Here is a 17,670-nt window from a genome sequence, read left to right on the forward strand (position 1 = left end):
GCTCCGCGGCCGTGCGCGTCCTCACCCTTTCGGGCGATTCCGGGTGTGAAATGCGGCCTCGCCGACGCGATCGGTGCTGCACACGTGCTCGAGGAACAAGCGGGTCGCCGCTGTCGGATCGGACGCGGTGCAGAGATGCCACGGCCGGTCGAGAGGCGTGCCCGGTACGGCGTACGCCGCCAAGCGTCCGGCGTCCAGGTGGGCGCGTACCGCCTCCTCGTGGACGAGCGTGACGCCGAGGCCCTCGCGCGCCGCGGCCACGGCCGCGCCCGACGTACCGAGCGTGAGCAACGGCGGCGCGGCCTGCAGCCTGGCGAGCAATGACAGCGTCGTATCGCGGGTGCCGGACCCCAGTCCGGTCAGAAGCCAGGTCTTCGTGAGCGGATCCTCCCGAAGACCGGGGTGCCCGACCAGCACCAGCCGGTTCGGGCGACGCGCCTTGGTGACGAGGCCGGTGCCGCGCGGCGGACGGCCGGCGAGCACCAGATCGACGGCGTGGTCGGCCGCGAGGGCGAACAGTTCGTCGCGCGGCAGCACCGACAGCGAGATCTCGACGTACGGGTGGGCCTCGACGAAGGATGCCATCAGCCGCGGCAGGACGTACTCGCTCGCGGTCGCCACGGCACCGATCCGGACCCGGCCGCGATCGGCGTCGTGGACCGCGCCGGACGCCTCGGACAGCAGCCCGAGCAGTTTGCGCACGTAGCGGGCGAAGGTCTCGCCCGAGTCGGTGGGCACGATGCCCCGGCCGGCCTTGGCGAACAGCGTCGTACCGAGGGCGGACTCCAGGGCCGCGACGGCTGCTGAGATCGCGGGCGGCGTCACGTGCAGGGCCTCCGCGGCTGCCCGAACGCTGCCGGTCTCGTACAGCGTCAGAAACGTCTGGAGCCTGCCCCACGTCGCGGCCGCCGGCAAGTCTGCCATCGTTAAATCATCCCTTATCGATGAGCACAGATTTGTCAATTGTAGTTGATCTGTTTCGCTCCCAGACTGGTAGCAGCTGAACCGAGAAGGGGAGTGCCGATGACGAAAGAACGCTGGGACCCGGGCGTCCAGAGCTACGCCGGGATGGGGTACTGGAACCCCGACTACGTGCCCAAGGACACCGACGTACTCGCGGTGTTCCGGGTGGCGCCGCAGGACGGCGTCGAGCCGATCGAGGCCGCGGCGGCCGTGGCGGGCGAGTCGTCGACCGCCACCTGGACGGTGGTCTGGACCGACCGGCTGACTGCCAACACCCACTACCAGGCGAAGGCGTACCGCGTCGACGAGGTTCCGGGCAGGCCGGGGGAGTACTTCGCCTACATCGCCTACGACATCGACCTGTTCGAGGAGAGCTCGATCGCGAACCTGACGTCGTCGATCATCGGCAACGTCTTCGGATTCAAGCCGCTGAAGGCGCTGCGGCTGGAGGACATGCGGATCCCGGTCGCGTACACCAAGACCTTCCAGGGGCCTGCGCACGGCATCGTGATGGAACGTGAGCTGCTCAACAAGTACGGCCGTCCGTTGCTCGGCGCAACCATCAAGCCGAAGCTCGGTCTGTCGGCGCGCAACTACGGGCGGGTGATCTACGAGGCCTGCAAGGGTGGTCTGGACTTCACCAAGGACGACGAGAACATCAACTCGCAGCCGTTCATGCGCTGGCGCGACAGGTTCCTGTTCGGCATGGAGGGTGTCAACAAGGCCGTCGCCGAGACCGGCGAGCTCAAGGGCCACTACTTCAACGTGACGGCCGGGACGATGGAGGAGATGTATCGGCGCGCGGAGTTCGCCAAGGAGCTCGGCAGTGTGGTGGTCATGATCGATCTGACGATCGGCTACACCGCGATCCAGTCGATGGCGATCTGGGCCCGGCAGAACGGCGTACTGCTGCATCTGCATCGCGCCGGGCACTCGACGTACACCCGCCAGAAGACGCACGGCGTGAGCTTCCGCGTGATCGCGAAGTGGTGCCGGCTGATGGGGGTCGACCACCTGCACGCCGGGACCGTCGTCGGCAAGCTCGAGGGCGACCCGGCCACCACCCGCGGGTACTACGACACGCTGCGGGAGAACCGGGTCCCGCTGAACCTGGAGAACGGGATCTTCTTCGACCAGGACTGGGCCTCGATGCCCGGAGTGATGCCGGTCGCGTCCGGCGGTATCCACGCCGGCCAGATGCATCAGCTGCTCGACCTGTTCTCGGACGACGTCATCCTGCAGTTCGGCGGCGGGACGATCGGCCACCCGTACGGCATCGCCGCGGGCGCCGAGGCGAACCGGGTTGCGCTGGAGGCGATGGTCAAGGCGCGCAACGAGGGCCGTGACCTGCTGCGCGAGGGGCCCGAGGTACTGCGGAACGCGGCCAAGACCTGTCAGCCGCTGGAGGCAGCCCTGTCGACCTGGGGCGAGGTCACGTTCGACTACACCAGCACCGACGCGCCGGACTTCGTGCCGACCGCGTCGCCGTCGGCCTGAAGGGAGCTGACCATGAAGTTCCGCTACGGGACGTTCTCGTACCTGCCCGACCTCACCGACGGCGAGATCGCCGCACAGGTGAAGTACGCCCTGGACAACGGCTGGCCGGTGTCGGTGGAGTACTCCGACGACCCGCACCCACGCAACATCTACTGGGAGATGTGGGGTCTGCCGATGTTCGACCTCGCCGAGCCGGACGGTGTGCTCGCCCAGATCAACGAATGCCGCGCCGCGTACCCCGGCCACTACGTCCGGGTGCTCGCGTACGACGCGCAGCTCGGCCGGCAGTCCACCGCGCTGTCGTTCCTGGTCCAGCGTCCGGCGGCCGAGCCGGGTTTCGTACTCGAGCGCCAGGACGGGCCCGACCGCACCCAGCGCTACTCGGTGAAGTCGTACGCCACGACCGGGCCGGCCGGGGCGCGCTACGCGGGCGAGTGATCCGATGGACAAGCCCAAGGGATTCGGCTTTCCGCGGTCGCCCGAGGTGGCGTCCGCCCCGGTCGACGGCGAGGCGCTGCCCGAACCGGAGACCCTCGGTGAGGACGCGGAGCTCGACCTTTCGGCGGACGAGGCGGCGGCCAGGGTCGAGGAGACCCTGACCGCGCTGGACAGCGAGCTGATCGGCCTCGCGTCGGTGAAGCGCCGGGTGCGGGAGATCGCCTCGCTGCTGCAGGTCGACCGGGCCCGGCACCAGTTCGGGCTGACCGCGTCGAGACCGACGCTGCACATGAGCTTCACCGGCGGGCCGGGAACAGGCAAGACGACCGTCGCGTTGCGGATGGCAACCATCTTGCACGCACTCGGCTACATCCGGGCGCCGCGGGTGCACACGGTCACTCGCGACGACCTGGTCGGGCAGTTCATCGGGCACACCGCGCCGAAGACGAAGGAGGCGATCGCGCGGGCCGCGGGCGGCGTGCTGTTCATCGACGAGGCCTACTACCTGTTCCGGCCGGAGAACGAGCGGGACTACGGCCAGGAGGTGATCGAGATCCTGCTCACCGAGATGGAGAACGAGCGGGGCGACCTGGTAGTGATCTTTGCCGGGTACCCGGACCGGATGGCCACGTTCTTCTCCGCCAATCCAGGTCTGAGCTCGCGGGTCCCGCACCACATCGAGTTCGACGACTTCACCCACGAGGAGCTGGTGCAGATCGCTGACCTCATGGTCGCGTCGGAGAACTTCCGGTTCGACGAGCAGGCCCGTGAGGTGTTCTCGGAGTACCTCACGCTGCGGATGCAGCGGCCGCGCTTCTCGAACGCCCGGAGCGTCCGGAACGCGATCGAGCGCTGCCGGTTGCGCCAGGCACGCCGGCTGGTCGGGCTGCACCGGCCGCTGGGGAAGCAGGATCTTGTCACACTCACGGCCGAGGACGTCTACGGCAGCAGTCTGTTCGCCGAGAACCAGAGCTGATCAACAACGGTTATCGGGTCATCGAACATTGTTCTTTGACCCCCTTGAGAAGGGTGCCGGACGATGTCGGTGATGAGCACGATCGAGGACCCCAGCGACCATCTGTCCGTCACCCCGCCGAAGACCTGGGCGGCCGGCGTACCGGCGGTGGCACACGCCATCGAGTACTCGCTGGAGGAGAACTCGGTACGCCGTACTGCCCTGACGTTGCTGAACATCAACCAGACCAAGGGGTTCGACTGCCCCGGGTGTGCATGGCCGGAGCCGAAGCACCGGCACAAGAACGAGTACTGCGAGAACGGCGCCAAGCACATCAACGACGAGGCGACCACCCGTCGGGTCACGGCGGAGTTCTTCCATGAGCACTCTATCGCCGAACTGGACGGCAAGTCGGACTACTGGTTGAACCAGCAGGGCCGGCTGACCGAGCCGATGGTCAAGGTTCCGGGCGGCACCCACTACCAGCCGATCAGCTGGGAGGAGGCCTTCGACCTGCTCGCCGACGAGCTGCGCGGACTGGACTCGCCCGACGAAGCCTTGTTCTACACCTCGGGCCGGCTGAACAACGAGGCTGCTTTTCTGCTGCAGTTGTTCGCCCGGGCGTTCGGGACCAACAACCTCCCGGACTGCTCGAACATGTGCCACGAGTCCAGCGGGTTCGCCCTGCAGGAGACGCTGGGTATCGGCAAGGGCAGTGTGTCGCTGGACGACATCTACGACGCGGACCTGATCTTCGTCGTCGGGCAGAACCCGGGGACGAACCACCCGCGGATGCTGTCCGCGCTGGAGGAGACCAAGCGCAACGGCGGCAGGATCGTCGCCGTCAACCCGCTGCCCGAGGCCGGGCTGATCCGTTTCAAGAATCCGCAGAAGGCGCGGGGCGTGATCGGGCGCGGGACCGCGATCGCCGACCAGTTCCTGAAGATCCGGCCGGGCGGCGACCTCGCGTTGTTCAAGGCGCTGAACCGGCTGCTGCTCGAGGCCGAGGACGCCGCACCGGGCGCGGTGCTCGACCACGAGTTCATCCGGCGGAACACCGCCGGCTTCGACGCGTTCGCCGAGCAGGCGCGCAAGGCCGACTGGGACGACGTACTCGCCGCCACCGGTCTGACCCTCGAGGAGATCATCGAGGTGCACGAACGGGTGCTCCGCAGCAAGAAGGTCATCGTCTGCTGGGCGATGGGTCTGACGCAGCAGAAGCACGGCGTACCCACCATCCGTGAGGTGGTGAACTTCCTGATGCTTCGGGGCAACATCGGCCGGCCCGGCGCCGGGGTCTGCCCGGTCCGGGGCCACAGCAACGTGCAGGGCGACCGCACGATGGGTGTGTGGGAGCAGATGCCGCGGGAGTTCCTCGACGCACTCGGCCGGGAGTTCGGGTTCACGCCCCCAGCGAAGCACGGGTTCGACTCGGTCGACGCGATCCGGGCGATGCGTGACGGCCGGGCGAAGGTGTTCGTCGGTGCCGCGGGCAACTTCGTCCGGGCGGCGCCGGACAGCGAGGCGACCGAGCAGGCGATGCGCCGCTGCCGGCTGACCGCGCAGATCTCCACCAAGCTGAACCGGTCGCACACCGTCTGTGGGGAGATCGCCCTCATCTTGCCGACACTGGGCCGCAGCGACCGCGACATCCAGGCGTCGGGGGAGCAGTTCGTCACGGTCGAGGACTCGATGAGCGATGTGCACGCCTCCCGCGGGCGGCTGGATCCGGCGTCTCCGTCCTTGCTGAGCGAGGTCGCGATCCTCTGCCGGCTGGCCCGCCGGACCCTCGGCGAGACCCTGCCGGTCGACTGGGAGGAGTTCGAGCGCGACTACGGCACGATCCGCGATCGGATCGCCCGCGTCGTCCCGGGTTTCGAGGACTTCAACACGCGCGTCGCCGTGCCCGGAGGCTTTCATCTGCCCAACCCGGTCAACGATGGCGTCTTCCATACTCCCAGCGGCAAGGCCGTCTTCACCTGCAATGACTTCGCGATGCTCACACCGCCGACCGGATACCTGGTGCTGCAGTCGCTGCGGTCGCACGACCAGTGGAACACCATCCCGTATGCGATGAACGATCGGTACCGCGGGATCCACAACGCCCGCCGCGTCGTCCTGGTCGATCCCGAAGACCTGGCGGAGCGTGGGCTGGCGGACGGGCAACTGGTGGACCTCGTCAGTGTGTGGGACGACGGTGTCGAGCGGCGTGCTCCGGCCTTCCGCGTCGTCGGGTACCCCGCGGCTCGCGGGTCGGCGGCCGCGTACTACCCGGAGACGAACGTTCTGGTACCGCTGGACAGCGTGGCCGACATCAGCAACACGCCGACCTCGAAAGGCGTGATCGTCCGGCTGGAGCCCGTTGCCGCCGCGGGGTGAGCGTGGCTGGCTCCCGATCGCGGCGACGTTGGTGGTCGGGGGCTGGGGCGCGAACCAGTTCACGCCGCTGTCCGTGGTGTACCGGCTGGACGAGGGATGGTCGACGCTGCGAGTCGTTGCGATGTTCACGACGTACCTGCTCGGCCTGGTTCCGGCGCTGTTGCTGGGCTGTCGCGCGGCGGACAGGTTCGGTGCACGCCGCGTCGTACGCCTCGCGCTGGCGCTGACCGCGGCCGCCAGCTGTGTGCTTGCCGGGTCGGGGATGTCCGAGGCCGTGGTCTATGTCAGTCGGTTGCTGACGGGTCTGGCGACCGGCGTGATCGTGTCGGCGGGCGCGGCCTGGCTCGGGCAGTCGTCGAAGGGCTCGGGGACCCGGTACGCCGTCTACGCGACGGGCGCGGGGTTCGCTTTCGGGCCATTGGCGGCCGGTGCGATGGTCGAGTGGCTGCCGCGGGCGCTGGTCCTGGCGCCGCTGGTACATGCCGTCCTCGCACTGCTGGCGCTCCGGGCGACCGCGGGCATCCCCGAGACGGTCGGCTGTCGCGCGGTGCGTCAGGACGTGGCGGCCGAGCGCTGGTCCGCGGTCAGGCATCCGCGCTTCGTCGGCGTGGTACTGCCGGCCAGTCCGGCCATCTTCGCCGCCGTCACCGTGTCGTACGTCGTCCTGCCACCGCTGGTGGTCGACCGTGTCCACGGCTATGCGCCGCTGTTCAGTGGCCTGGTAGCGGCCGTGACGCTGACGGTCGGCCTGCTGGTGCAGCCGGCTGCCGCTCGCATCGACCGGCCCGGAAGCGCGCGAGCGACGCTGATCGCCATGGCCACCGTGGTGGTCGGCCTGCTCGTCGGCTCGATGGCTGTGGATCGTGTCTCTCCGGTCGCGGTCGTCGCCGCGGCGGTTGTGCTCGGTGCGGGGTACGGGTTGACGCTCGAGTCCGGACTGGCCGAGATCGGCCGGCTCGCATCGCCATCGGCCTTGCCCACGGCGTCGGCGCTGTTCCAGGGCGTCGCGCACAGCGGGTTCCTCGCGCCGCTGGTGCTGGCGATCAGCGCCCGCTCCGCGTCGTACCAGGAGATGCTCGTCGTGCTCGCTCTGGTCGGCCTGGTGTTCCTCACCGTCGCGGCCGTCTACAGCTGGAAGCACGGCCACCCTGAATCGAATTCCGGCGAAAGGCTGACGTCATGGGACGAGTGACAGCGCGGCGGCGGGTGCTGCGGATCCGGAACGGCCGAGGCGAGCACCGCCCCGATACGTTGGCCGCTGAGGAGCCGATGGAGATCCGGGTCGCGGGCCGGCCGCTCACCGTGACCATGCGGACGCCCGGCGACGACTTCGATCTCGCGGTCGGCTTTCTGGTGAGCGAGGGCGTCCTACATGCCGCTGACGACGTGGTCGCCGTACGGTACTGCGCCGGCGCGACCGCGGACGGCGGCAACACGTACAACGTGGTCGATGTCGGCCTGGCTCCTGGGGTCGAACCGCCCGACGCGTCCCTGGAGCGGAACTTCTACACGACCTCCTCCTGCGGCTTGTGCGGAAAGGCGAGTCTGGACGCCGTGCGGACCACGGCGGCATGGTCGGTCGCGGACGATCCGTTGCGGGTGGGGCCGGACGTCCTGGCGGTGCTGCCGGACCGGCTGCGGTCGGCACAACGAGTCTTCGACAGCACCGGCGGCCTGCATGCCGCTGGGCTCTTCACAGCGGACGGCGAGTTGGTCTGCCTCCGGGAGGACGTGGGGCGGCACAACGCCGTCGACAAGGTCGTCGGGTATGCGCTGCGCTCGGGTCTGGTGCCGCTGCGCTCGACCGTCCTGATGGTGAGCGGTCGCGCCTCCTTCGAGCTCGTACAGAAGGCCGTGATGGCGGGGATCCCCTTGCTGGCCGCCGTTTCCGCCCCGTCGTCGCTGGCGGTCGACCTCGCGGCCGAGAGCGGGCTGACGCTCGTCGGCTTCCTCCGGGGTACGTCGATGAACGTGTACACCGGAGGAAGCCGGCTCGCGAGCTGACCGTTAGGACGCTGCGAGCAGCGTGACGGCGCGGGCGATGACCGGATCGCAGTCGGCGCCGGCCAGCGACCGCAACTGTGCGAGCATCCGGGGATCCCAGAAGAGCTTGAGGTGATGGGCGACGCGTTCGGCGGCTTCGTCGGCCGGGAGGTGTTGGAACTGCGCGGCGATGTCACCGGCCAGTCGCAGGGCCGGCGGCGTACTCATCCCTTACCTCTTCCGGCGGCTGCACTTGTCGCGGGTGCCTCCGCGGACGGGTGCGAGCCGACGGTGACCTGGACCGCAGTCACCTTGTACTCCGGGCAGTTGGTCGCCCAGTCGGAGTTGTCGGTGGTGACCACGTTCGCGCCGGTGAGCGGGTAGTGGAAGGTGGTGTAGACGACCCCGGCCGGCATCCGGTCCGAGATGACTGCCCGCAGGACGGTCTCGCCGGTCCGGCTGGTGATCGTCACCTCGTCGCCGTCGCTGATCCCGCGCAGTTCGGCGTCGCTGGAGTGGATCTCCAGGACGTCCTCGGCGTGCCAGACGACGTTCGGCGTCCGTCGGGTCTGGGCACCGACGTTGTACTGGCTGAGGATCCGGCCGGTGGTGAGGATGAGGGGGTACTTGCGGGTGGCCCGCTCGGTGGTCGGCACGAACGTGGTGACGACGAAGCGGCCTTTGCCGCGGACGAACTCGTCGACGTGCATGATCGGCGTACCTTCGGGTGCCTCGGCGGTGCACGGCCATTGCACGCTGCCGAGCCTGTCGAGCTTCGCGAACGAGACGCCGGTGAAGGTCGGGGTGAGGGCCGCGATCTCGTCCATGATCTGGCTCGGGTCGTCGTACTCCATCGGGTACCCCATCGCGCGGGCGATCTCGCACGGGATCTCCCACTCGTGCTTGCCGGTCCGCGGCGCCATCACCGGACGCACCTGGTTGATCCGCCGCTCGGCGTTGGTGAAGGTGCCGTCCTTCTCCAAGAACGACGTACCGGGCAGGAAGACGTGGGCGAGTTGCGCGGTCTCGTTGAGGAACAGGTCCTGGACGACGAGCAGGTCCAGCGCCTTCAGCGACGCGTACACGTGGCTGGTGTTCGGGTCGGACTGGGCGATGTCCTCGCCCTGGACGTACAGCCCGCGGAACGAGCCGTCGAGCGCGGAGTCGAACATGTTCGGGATCCGCAGTCCGGGCCTCGCGTCGATCGGGCGCTGCCACAGGTCCTCGAAGACGTGGCGTACGGCGTCGTCGGACACGTGCCGGTACCCGGGCAACTCGTGCGGGAACGACCCCATGTCGCAGGACCCCTGGACGTTGTTCTGGCCACGCAACGGGTTGACGCCGACGCCGTCGCGGCCGATGTTGCCGGTCGCCATCGCGAGGTTCGCCATCCCCATCACCATCGTGGAGCCCTGGCTGTGCTCGGTGACGCCGAGGCCGTAGTAGATCGCCGCGTTCCGCGCGCCGGCGTACAGCCTTGCGGCCGCGCGGATGTCGTCGGCGGGTACGCCGGTGGTCGTCGCGGCGGCCTCCGGGCTGTTCTCCGGCCGGGCGATGAACTCCGCCCAGGCGTCGAAGTCCTCGCACCGCGCGGCCACGAACTCGCGGTCGACCAGCCCTTCGGTGACGACGACGTGCGCGAGGGCGTTCACCATCGCGACGTTGGTCCCCGGCGCCAGCGGCAGGTGGTACGTCGCCTCGATGTGCGGCGACCGCACCAGATCGATGCGCCGTGGGTCGATCACGACGAGTTGCGCACCCTCGCGGAGCCGGCGCTTCATCCGGGAGGCGAACACCGGGTGACCGTCGGTGGGGTTTGCGCCGATCACCATGATCACGTCCACCGCGGCCACGGACCGGAAGTCCTGGGTGCCGGCCGATTCGCCGAAGGTCTGCTTGAGGCCGTAGCCGGTCGGGGAGTGGCACACCCGCGCGCAGGTGTCGACGTTGTTGTTGCCGAAGGCGGCGCGCACCATCTTCTGGACGACGTAGACCTCCTCGTTGGTCGTCCGCGAGGACGTGATGCCGCCGATCGCGCCGACGCCGTACCGGTCCTGGACGGCGCGCATCCGTTCCGCGACGTGAGTGATCGCGGTGTCCCAGTCGACCTCGCGCCAGTCGTCGGTGATCCGCTCCCGGATCATCGGTGACAGCACGCGGTCCGGGTGGGTGGCGTACCCGAAGGCGAACCGGCCCTTGACGCACGCATGCCCTTCGTTGGCACCGCCACTCTTGTCCGGGACCATGCGGACGAGCTCGTCGCCGCGGAGTTCGGCGTTGAACGAGCAGCCGACGCCGCAGTACGCACAGGTCGTCTTCACCGTGCGAGTCGGCATGCCGAGCTCGACGACCGCCTTCTCCTGCAGGGTTGATGTCGGGCAGGCCTGGACGCAGGCACCGCAGGAAACACACTCGGAGTCGATGAACGACTCGCCCGCGCCGGCAGAGACCTTCGAGTCGAAGCCGCGGCCCTCGATGGTCAGCGCGAATGTTCCTTGGATCTCGCCGCAGGCACGGACGCAGCGTGAGCACGCGATGCACTTCGACGGCTCGAAATCGAAGTACGGATTGCTGGTGTCCTTCTCGAGTTCCAGGTGGCTCTCGCCGTCGTAGCCGTAGCGGACCTGGCGGAGCCCTACGACCCCGGCCATGTCCTGCAGCTCACAGTCGCCGTTCGCCGGACAGGTCAGACAGTCCAGCGGGTGGTCGGAGATGTACAGCTCCATCACGCCCTGACGGAGCTTCTCGAGCTTGGGCGACTGGGTGCGGACCCGCATACCGTGGTCGACCGGCGTGGTGCAGGAGGCCGGCGTACCGCGGCGGCCGTCCACCTCGACCAGGCACAGCCGGCACGATCCGAAGGCATCGAGGCTGTCGGTCGCGCACAGCTTCGGGATGTCGATCCCCGCGAGTGCCGCGGCCCTGATCAGCGAGGTGCCCTCGGCAACGGTCACGGGGATCCCGTCGATCTCCAGCGTCACCGGTTGTCCACCGGGCCGCGGCGGTGGTGTACCCAGATCGTGGTCCTTGATCAGCGTCATCCTGCCTCCTCGTGTCGAGAAGTGAAGTCCTCAGGGAAGTGCAGCAGGGCGCTCTGCACCGGATTCGGTGTCAGGCCGCCCATCGCACAGAGCGAGCCGTCGGTCATCAGCTCGCACAGGTCGTTGAGCACCGCCAGGTTGCCGTCCGGGTCGTCACCGGCGACGATCCGGTCGATCACCTCGACGCCGCGGACCGCGCCGACGCGGCAGGGCGTGCACTTGCCGCAGGACTCCTCGGCGCAGAACTCCATCGCGAAACGTGCCATCGACGCCATGTCCACGGTGTCGTCGAACACCACGATGCCGCCGTGCCCGAGCATCGCTCCGGCCGCGGCGAACGCCTCGTAGTCGGTCGGGATGTCGAGCCGGTCGGCGGGGAGGTAGGTGCCGAGCGGGCCGCCGACCTGCACCGCGCGGACCGGGCGGCCGGTGCGGGTACCCCCGCCGTAGCAGTCGACGAGCTCGGCCAGCGAGATGCCGAAGGCCGTCTCGAACACGCCGCCGCGGGCGATGTTGCCGGCGAGTTGGAACACCTGCGTCCCACGTGAGCGGTCGACGCCGAGATCGGCGTACGCCTGCCCTCCGTCCGCCAGAACCGGGGGGACGCTCACGAGCGTCAGCACGTTGTTCACGACCGTCGGTTTGCCGAACAGGCCGGACAGTGCCGGGATCGGCGGCTTCGCGCGGACCATGCCTCGCTTGCCTTCCAGGCTCTCGAGCATCGAGGTCTCCTCGCCGCAGATGTACGCGCCGGCGCCGACCCGCAGGTGGATGTCGAACGCGAATCCGGAACCGAGCACGTCCGCACCCAGCCATCCCTTGGCGCGCGCAGCGCGGAGGGCGGTACGCACGGTGGCCGCGGCGTCGGGGTACTCCGAGCGCAGATAGATGTAGCCCTCGTGCGCCCCGACCGCGTAACCGGCGATCGTCATTGCCTCGAGGAGACTGAAGGGGTCGCCCTCCAGCACGATCCGGTCCGCGAAGGTCCCGCTGTCGCCCTCGTCCGCGTTGCAGCAGACGAACTTCTGGTCGGCGTCCGCTTCGGCCACGGTCTTCCACTTGATACCGGCGGGGAAGCCGGCGCCGCCGCGGCCGCGCAGCCCCGATTCGATGACCTCGGCAACCACTTCCGCCGGTGGCCGGGCGAGTGCCCGACGGAGACCGGCGAGGCCTCCGGTCGAGACGTAGTCACCGGGGGAGACCGGGTCGACGATTCCCACCCTGGACAGGCAGAGCCGTTGCTGGTCACGCATCCACGGCAGGTCCTCGACGCGGCCGAGGTGGCCTTCGTACGGCGCTCCGTCAAGCATTCCCGCGGCGACGAGGCCGGGCACGTCGTCAGGCCGCACCGGGCCGTAGCCGATCCGGCCACGGTCGGTCGCCACCTCGACCAGAGGCTCGAGCCAGAGCATCCCGCGCGTACCGGTGCGGACGATTCGGACGGACCTCCCGGCGGCCGCCGCGGCGACCGTGACGGCCTCCGCGACCTCGTCGGCTCCGACCGAGGTGGCGGCGGAGTCCCGCGGGACGTACACGGTGGTCATCGGCCACCGCCGCGCGCGGCCGCGAGGAGCTGCCGTACGTCGACCCGCCCGCGGACCCGGCCGTTGATCTGGGCGGACGGACCGAGTGCGCAGTTGCCGAGGCAGAACACCTCGTCCAGCGTGGTCGCTCCGTCAGCGGTGGTCTCGCCGACGCCGATACCCAGCGCCTGCTCCGCCGCCCGCACCAGTTGTTCGGCGCCGAGCGAAGCACAGGCCTCCGCGCGGCACAACCGGATCGTCGTGCGGCCCGGCGGTGCGGACCTGAAGTCGCGGTAGAACGTCACCACGCCGTGTACGTCGGCGCGGGACAGGTTCAGCTCGGCCGCGAGCAGCGGGACGACCGCGGGGTCGACATACCCGAGCTGCTCCTGGACAGCGTGCAGGATCTCGAGCAGCGGGCCGCGCTCACCGCGATGCTGCCGTACGAGGGACCGGACCAGCTCCGTCAGCTCGGCAGCAGTCGGGATCGTCGAAGTCATCTGAGCCTCCTCCGAGACTGGTCGCCGCGGCCCCGGTGCCCTTCGACGAGCGCGGGCACCCGGGATCGAGGTGGCGTCAGCCGGTGAACAGTTGCGTGCTTGCCTTGACGGCTTCGTAGATGCCGTACGCGAGCGGGATGCCCACGAGCGCCCAGGACACGATGATGCGGGGCGTGTGCGTGCCGGCCGCCTTCTCCCTGTCGGTGTCAGTCATCTGTCGTGCCTCCTTCTAGTCAGTTGGACGGTGCCGGCGCGGGAGCCGGTGATGCCGCGGGCTCGTCGAGGAAGTGGTGTTCGCTCTTTTCGTGCCAGCGCTGGCTGACCGGCCGGATGAGCAGGTTCGACACGAAGCCCAGGGCCAGGACCCCGACCATGGTCAGCAGGGCGGGTCGGTAGTCGGCGGCGATCAGCTTGCCCGGCTCGCCGCGGGTGTCGAGGATGCGGTTGACGATCAGCGGGCCAAGCACGCCCGCCGTCGACCAGGCGGTCAGCAGCCGGCCGTGAATCGCACCGACCTGATAGGTGCCGAACAGATCTCGAAGGTACGCCGGCGCGGTCGCGAAGCCGCCGCCGTAGAAGGAGATGATCAGCGCGCACAACAGGACGAACAACGCGGTGGCGCTGGATCCCGTGAACGCCAGCAGTGCGTACAGCACCATGCCGACGCCGAGGTACAGCATGTAGATCCGCTTGCGCCCGAGGTAGTCCGACGTGGACGACCAGACGAAGCGGCCCGCCATGTTGAAGATCGACAGCAGTCCGACGAAGCCCGCGGCCTCCACCAGCGTGACGGACGTCGACGTACCGGAGCGGAAGAAGTCGCGGATCATCGGCGCGGCGTTCTCCAGGATTCCGATACCGGCGGTGACGTTGCACAGCAGCACGACCCACAGCATCCAGAACTGCGGCGTGCGGATCGCGTTGTTGGCCGAGACCTGGGCGGTCGTCTGCAGCGGCTTCGCCTTCAGTTTGGAGGCGTCGAAGCCGGCCGGCGCCCAGCCTTCGGCGGGCACGCGGACGGTGAAGACGCCGAACATCATCACCACGAAGTACGCGATCCCCAGGGTGAGGAACAGCTTCGCCACGGCGGATCCCGGAAACGCTCCGGCCGCGTTGGGTGCGTGGAACGCCGACAGCAGTTCTCGGGACAGCGGTGAGGCCACCAGCGCCCCGCCACCGAAGCCCATGATCGCCATACCGGTCGCCAGGCCGGGCCGGTCCGGGAACCACTTCATCAGCGTCGACACCGGCGAGATGTACCCGATTCCGAGGCCGATCCCGCCGATGACGCCGTACCCGAGATACACGAGCCAGAGCTGCTTGGTGGCGATCCCGAGGGATGCGACCAGGAACCCGGTGCCCCAGCAACAGGCTGCCGCGAACATCGCCTTCCGCGGGCCGACCCGGTCTACCCAGGTCCCGAACGCTGCCGCGGAGAGGCCAAGCATCACGATCGCGATCGAGAAGATGACACCGATCGCGGTGAGGTCGGCCTTGAAGTACGAAACCAGGGACGGCTTGTAGACGCTGGTCGCGTAGACCTGACCGATGCACAGGTGGATCGCGAGTGCCGCGGGCGGTATCAGCCAGCGGCTGTAGCCGGGCGGGGCAACGGTGTGCCGGCGATCCAGGAACGAGAGTGCGGCCAAAGCGCACCTCCTTGGGTGAGGTGTGAGCGGAATTGTGGGAGCGCGTCACCGCATCTGGAGCACACCAGACAGCCCCGGTGACAGCCCTCCCCTCCAGGGGTGAGCGCGGGGGTGGGTTACCGATCGCGCACGAGGCCGAGGCGGCTCGCCTACCGCTGGTGGTGCCGTACTGCCTCGTCGATGCGATCGCTCAGCTCCGCCCGACTGGCTGTGTCGACGAGCGTGCGAGCGAGCAGTGATTCGGGTCCGGCCGCGGGCAGGACGAGCCCGACGTGGAACGACCGCTTCGGCTGGGGGAGCGAGAGCACTTGTGCCCCCGGCGGTACGCCGAAGCCGTGCAGCCAGGTGTGCGGTACGACGCTCGACAACCCCATCGCCGCGACGTGCGCGTACACCGCCGAGATGGTGTCCGTCTCGACGACGGGTGCAGCCTCTCCTCCGGCGTCCGCGAAGCACCCGTCGAGGATCCGGCGATTCTGCATCGACGGCATCAGCAGACAGAGGTCGGCCGCGGCGGCCTCGCACCAGGTCACCGCGTGCCGTCCGGCGAAGGTGCCGTCGCCCGGTGTCAGGAAGAGATAGCGCTCCCGGTACAACGGCAGCACCCGGACACGGCCCAGCGGCTCGCCGTCGACGTACGTCATGCCGATATCGATGTCGAAGTCGTTGAGTCTGGTCACGATTTCTCGTGAGGACATCGACGCCAGGGCGAACCGCACCGACGGGTGCTGGGTGCGCAGCGGCGCGGTGAGCAGCGACGACACGCTGAGCGCGGTCGGGATCGCCCCGATCCGCAGGACTCCGGAGAGACCGGCCCGCATACTCGACAGCGTGTGGTCGAGCACCTCGCGCTCGGCCAGCATGCGCTGTCCCCAGCGGAGGACCTCCTGGCCCTCCGGGGTGAATCCCTCGAACCGCTGTCCGCGCTGGACGATCTGTACGCCGAGCTCGGCCTCGAGCTTGCGGATGCCGGCCGACAGCGCGGGCTGCGAGACGTGGCACACCTCGGCCGCGCGGCCGAAGTGGCCTTCGCGCGCGAGCGCTCGCAGATACTCCAGCTGCCGCAGCATGCCGCCATAAATACCAGAGATCGGCTTGATCATGAATGATGGACATCGTCAATCGGCCGGGCTTCGGTAGCAGGAACTCCGCTCGATGAACCCTGCCGCCCTGGCCTCGACGTCGGTGTCGGAGCAGAAGCCGGCGCCGCTGCGCTTCAGGCACAGCAGGCCGAGGCAGTTGCCGTCGTCATCGATCACGGCGAGACGGCGCCGACGCAGTGTGACCATCGCCTCCCAGGTCGCGGCCAGGTCGGCGTCGGGGCGGACCACCCGGGCATCCAGGGAACCTAGCGTGACCGCGGCCAGGTTGGGTGCGGAGGACGTCAGATCGGAGCGTTCGACGACGGCGAGGAGCTTGCGGTCGGCAACGATCAGTGCACAGTGCACGTGCTCGTCGGCGAAGAAGTCATGCGCTTCCGCGACTGTCGTCGCTGCGCCGAGCAGCTTCGGACGGCGAACCATCGCGTCGGCGACCGTACGGCCGGTCAACTGCGGGTCCGGAACGACCTCGAGCCCCATCAACAGCCCTCCTCTCAGCCCTCTCAGCGCGCGGTCATAGTGACGCGATCCCGACGCCCCGGCAACGCCCGACATCGACCACACGTCACCTCTGGTCGATTGCACAGAAGCGGTTGTCACCCGCGACAGTTCGCGTTCTTGTGGCGTGATCGTTGTTACGGTCCGGAGAATGGAGCCTGTACACGTTGCGGCCGCGACCGCCGTACTGGCGGCTGCCGTGGCGCTGCGACTGTGGTACGGTGCGCCGCTTGTCGATCGGCTCGGTCCGACAGGTGCGGGGGCACTCACGCGGCTGATCGGATTCCTGACCCTTGCGATCGGAGTGGAGCCGGTGACGCACGGCGTACTTGCGACGCGCTCATCGGGGAGTTGTTGGGGATGCCGATGCAGTGTGGTCCGCAGGCCAATGACCGCGGACACCTGCTGTCACCAATCTCGGCGGCGCAGACTGACCGCGTCGTGCTGAGTAGGATCAATGCCGGAGCCGGTTTACGTCTACATCGGAGCGTACGTCGACGAGCAGGCCGCGAAGGCGGACCTTGCGGCGGTTCGGGACCTCTACTCGGGAGGTGAGCTGCGGACGTACGACGCCGCGGTCGTCGCCAAGGACGCGGACGGCAAGGTCCACGTCCGGCAGCATGACGAATCGGTACGCAACGCAGCGTGGGACGGAGCCGCGGTCGGCGCTCTGGTCGGCATCCTGGTACCTGTCGGGGTGCTGGTCGCCTTGGCCGTCGGAGCAGCTGTCGCGGGCTTGCGCGAACGCTTCCGGCGCGGTCTGTCGCGCGGCGATCTCAAAGACCTCGGCGAGACGCTCGATGCCGGTGAAGCCAGCCTGGTCGTCATCAGCACTACCGAGTTCGACCGCGAATTCACCGAGGCCCTCAAAGCAGTCGACCACCAGATCGAGAAACTCGAGAAGGCCGACGCCAAGGAGTTCGAACGCGAACTCAAGAAGGCCTCCGACAGCTGACAAAGCACATCACATCGGTGCTGACTGGCGGCGGCGAGCACAGTGACGCCGCATACGTAATGCGCCCTGATCGGAGCCTGTAGGAGGGCAAGGTCCCGACTCGCATGCTCGAGGTGATGTTGCATCCGTTCGATGACGAGATGAGCGGTATGCGAGTGTCGTCCGGCACAATGCGAACCCGGTCGAGAG

Annotated in this window: 17 protein-coding genes; 8 read left to right on the forward strand and 9 right to left on the reverse strand. The window is 68.6% G+C overall.

The features are described from left to right. Positions 1–21: 21 nt before the first annotated feature. The gene (locus ACQHIV_RS04180; protein ID WP_427891823.1) at positions 22–924 is read right to left on the reverse strand and encodes a LysR family transcriptional regulator; all 903 of its coding nucleotides are present in this window, start codon (positions 922–924) and stop codon (positions 22–24) included. Between the two features lie 99 nt (positions 925–1,023). On the opposite strand from ACQHIV_RS04180, the gene ACQHIV_RS04185 reads away from it, so the two are divergent. The 6 genes from ACQHIV_RS04185 (at position 1,024) to fdhD (ending at position 8,236) form a co-directional block, all read left to right on the forward strand. Then, on the forward strand, positions 1,024–2,460 hold the full coding sequence (locus tag ACQHIV_RS04185) for a form I ribulose bisphosphate carboxylase large subunit (RefSeq protein WP_427891825.1): 1,437 nt from the start codon (positions 1,024–1,026) through the stop codon (positions 2,458–2,460). 12 nt (positions 2,461–2,472) lie between these two features. Further along, complete coding sequence (locus ACQHIV_RS04190) at positions 2,473–2,898, forward strand: ribulose bisphosphate carboxylase small subunit (RefSeq protein ID WP_427891827.1); 426 nt, start codon at positions 2,473–2,475, stop codon at positions 2,896–2,898. 4 nt (positions 2,899–2,902) lie between these two features. Continuing rightward, the gene (locus ACQHIV_RS04195; RefSeq protein ID WP_427891829.1) at positions 2,903–3,874 is read left to right on the forward strand and encodes an AAA family ATPase; all 972 of its coding nucleotides are present in this window, start codon (positions 2,903–2,905) and stop codon (positions 3,872–3,874) included. A gap of 72 nt (positions 3,875–3,946) precedes the next feature. Further along, positions 3,947–6,232 carry an FdhF/YdeP family oxidoreductase gene (locus tag ACQHIV_RS04200; protein WP_427891830.1) on the forward strand — a complete coding sequence of 762 codons (2,286 nt, stop codon included), beginning with the start codon at positions 3,947–3,949 and terminating at the stop codon, positions 6,230–6,232. Next, positions 6,216–7,424: an MFS transporter gene (locus ACQHIV_RS04205; RefSeq protein ID WP_427891832.1), complete on the forward strand. Its 1,209-nt coding sequence runs from the start codon at positions 6,216–6,218 to the stop codon at positions 7,422–7,424. Before ACQHIV_RS04200 ends, ACQHIV_RS04205 begins: the two co-directional genes overlap by 17 nt. Next, entirely contained in the window at positions 7,412–8,236 is an 825-nt protein-coding gene (fdhD, locus tag ACQHIV_RS04210; RefSeq protein ID WP_427891834.1) for a formate dehydrogenase accessory sulfurtransferase FdhD, read from the forward strand. Before ACQHIV_RS04205 ends, fdhD begins: the two co-directional genes overlap by 13 nt. 3 nt (positions 8,237–8,239) lie before the next feature. Here fdhD and ACQHIV_RS04215 read toward each other — a convergent pair whose 3' ends face one another. The 8 genes from ACQHIV_RS04215 to ACQHIV_RS04250 all read right to left on the reverse strand — a co-directional run bounded on the left by ACQHIV_RS04215 (position 8,240) and on the right by ACQHIV_RS04250 (position 16,508). Beyond that, positions 8,240–8,443 (reverse strand): formate dehydrogenase subunit delta, encoded by a 204-nt coding sequence (locus ACQHIV_RS04215; protein ID WP_427891836.1) that lies wholly within the window; start codon positions 8,441–8,443, stop codon positions 8,240–8,242. Then, positions 8,440–11,256 carry a formate dehydrogenase subunit alpha gene (fdhF, locus tag ACQHIV_RS04220; protein ID WP_427891838.1) on the reverse strand — a complete coding sequence of 939 codons (2,817 nt, stop codon included), beginning with the start codon at positions 11,254–11,256 and terminating at the stop codon, positions 8,440–8,442. Before fdhF ends, ACQHIV_RS04215 begins: the two co-directional genes overlap by 4 nt. After that, on the reverse strand, positions 11,253–12,800 hold the full coding sequence (locus tag ACQHIV_RS04225) for a formate dehydrogenase beta subunit (protein WP_427891840.1): 1,548 nt from the start codon (positions 12,798–12,800) through the stop codon (positions 11,253–11,255). Before ACQHIV_RS04225 ends, fdhF begins: the two co-directional genes overlap by 4 nt. Then, positions 12,797–13,279 carry an NAD(P)H-dependent oxidoreductase subunit E gene (locus ACQHIV_RS04230; protein WP_427891842.1) on the reverse strand — a complete coding sequence of 161 codons (483 nt, stop codon included), beginning with the start codon at positions 13,277–13,279 and terminating at the stop codon, positions 12,797–12,799. Before ACQHIV_RS04230 ends, ACQHIV_RS04225 begins: the two co-directional genes overlap by 4 nt. A 76-nt stretch (positions 13,280–13,355) precedes the next feature. Continuing rightward, positions 13,356–13,493: an MFS transporter small subunit gene (locus tag ACQHIV_RS04235; RefSeq protein WP_427891844.1), complete on the reverse strand. Its 138-nt coding sequence runs from the start codon at positions 13,491–13,493 to the stop codon at positions 13,356–13,358. A gap of 19 nt (positions 13,494–13,512) precedes the next feature. Then, on the reverse strand, positions 13,513–14,928 hold the full coding sequence (locus ACQHIV_RS04240) for an L-lactate MFS transporter (protein ID WP_427891846.1): 1,416 nt from the start codon (positions 14,926–14,928) through the stop codon (positions 13,513–13,515). Between the two features lie 149 nt (positions 14,929–15,077). Further along, positions 15,078–15,998, reverse strand: a complete 921-nt coding sequence (locus ACQHIV_RS04245) for a LysR family transcriptional regulator (protein ID WP_427891848.1) — start codon at positions 15,996–15,998, stop codon at positions 15,078–15,080. A 48-nt stretch (positions 15,999–16,046) separates the two neighbouring features. Continuing rightward, positions 16,047–16,508 (reverse strand): CBS domain-containing protein, encoded by a 462-nt coding sequence (locus ACQHIV_RS04250; RefSeq protein WP_427891850.1) that lies wholly within the window; start codon positions 16,506–16,508, stop codon positions 16,047–16,049. Positions 16,509–16,677: 169 nt separating this feature from the next. Between ACQHIV_RS04250 and ACQHIV_RS04255 the strand changes: the two genes are divergently transcribed. Continuing rightward, positions 16,678–16,974: a MarC family protein gene (locus ACQHIV_RS04255; RefSeq protein ID WP_427891852.1), complete on the forward strand. Its 297-nt coding sequence runs from the start codon at positions 16,678–16,680 to the stop codon at positions 16,972–16,974. 9 nt (positions 16,975–16,983) lie between these two features. After that, positions 16,984–17,481, forward strand: coding sequence for a DUF1269 domain-containing protein (locus tag ACQHIV_RS04260; RefSeq protein ID WP_427891854.1), 498 nt, complete (start codon positions 16,984–16,986; stop codon positions 17,479–17,481). The last annotated feature ends 189 nt before the right edge of the window (positions 17,482–17,670 follow it).

This window comes from Kribbella polygonati (genome assembly GCF_050320105.1).
In the GTDB taxonomy this organism is placed as follows: domain Bacteria; phylum Actinomycetota; class Actinomycetes; order Propionibacteriales; family Kribbellaceae; genus Kribbella.

Bases quoted from the DNA above. Each gene is read 5' to 3' on its own strand.
- ACQHIV_RS04180 (WP_427891823.1), bottom strand. From the start codon at position 924: ATGGCAGACTTGCCGGCGGCCGCGACGTGGGGCAGGCTCCAGACGTTT.
- ACQHIV_RS04185 (WP_427891825.1), top strand. From the start codon at position 1,024: ATGACGAAAGAACGCTGGGACCCGGGCGTCCAGAGCTACGCCGGGATG.
- ACQHIV_RS04190 (WP_427891827.1), top strand. From the start codon at position 2,473: ATGAAGTTCCGCTACGGGACGTTCTCGTACCTGCCCGACCTCACCGAC.
- ACQHIV_RS04195 (WP_427891829.1), top strand. From the start codon at position 2,903: ATGGACAAGCCCAAGGGATTCGGCTTTCCGCGGTCGCCCGAGGTGGCG.
- ACQHIV_RS04200 (WP_427891830.1), top strand. From the start codon at position 3,947: ATGAGCACGATCGAGGACCCCAGCGACCATCTGTCCGTCACCCCGCCG.
- fdhD (WP_427891834.1), top strand. From the start codon at position 7,412: ATGGGACGAGTGACAGCGCGGCGGCGGGTGCTGCGGATCCGGAACGGC.
- ACQHIV_RS04215 (WP_427891836.1), bottom strand. From the start codon at position 8,443: ATGAGTACGCCGCCGGCCCTGCGACTGGCCGGTGACATCGCCGCGCAG.
- fdhF (WP_427891838.1), bottom strand. From the start codon at position 11,256: ATGACGCTGATCAAGGACCACGATCTGGGTACACCACCGCCGCGGCCC.
- ACQHIV_RS04225 (WP_427891840.1), bottom strand. From the start codon at position 12,800: ATGACCACCGTGTACGTCCCGCGGGACTCCGCCGCCACCTCGGTCGGA.
- ACQHIV_RS04230 (WP_427891842.1), bottom strand. From the start codon at position 13,279: ATGACTTCGACGATCCCGACTGCTGCCGAGCTGACGGAGCTGGTCCGG.
- ACQHIV_RS04235 (WP_427891844.1), bottom strand. From the start codon at position 13,493: ATGACTGACACCGACAGGGAGAAGGCGGCCGGCACGCACACGCCCCGC.
- ACQHIV_RS04245 (WP_427891848.1), bottom strand. From the start codon at position 15,998: ATGCTGCGGCAGCTGGAGTATCTGCGAGCGCTCGCGCGCGAAGGCCAC.
- ACQHIV_RS04250 (WP_427891850.1), bottom strand. From the start codon at position 16,508: ATGGGGCTCGAGGTCGTTCCGGACCCGCAGTTGACCGGCCGTACGGTC.
- ACQHIV_RS04255 (WP_427891852.1), top strand. From the start codon at position 16,678: ATGGAGCCTGTACACGTTGCGGCCGCGACCGCCGTACTGGCGGCTGCC.
- ACQHIV_RS04260 (WP_427891854.1), top strand. From the start codon at position 16,984: ATGCCGGAGCCGGTTTACGTCTACATCGGAGCGTACGTCGACGAGCAG.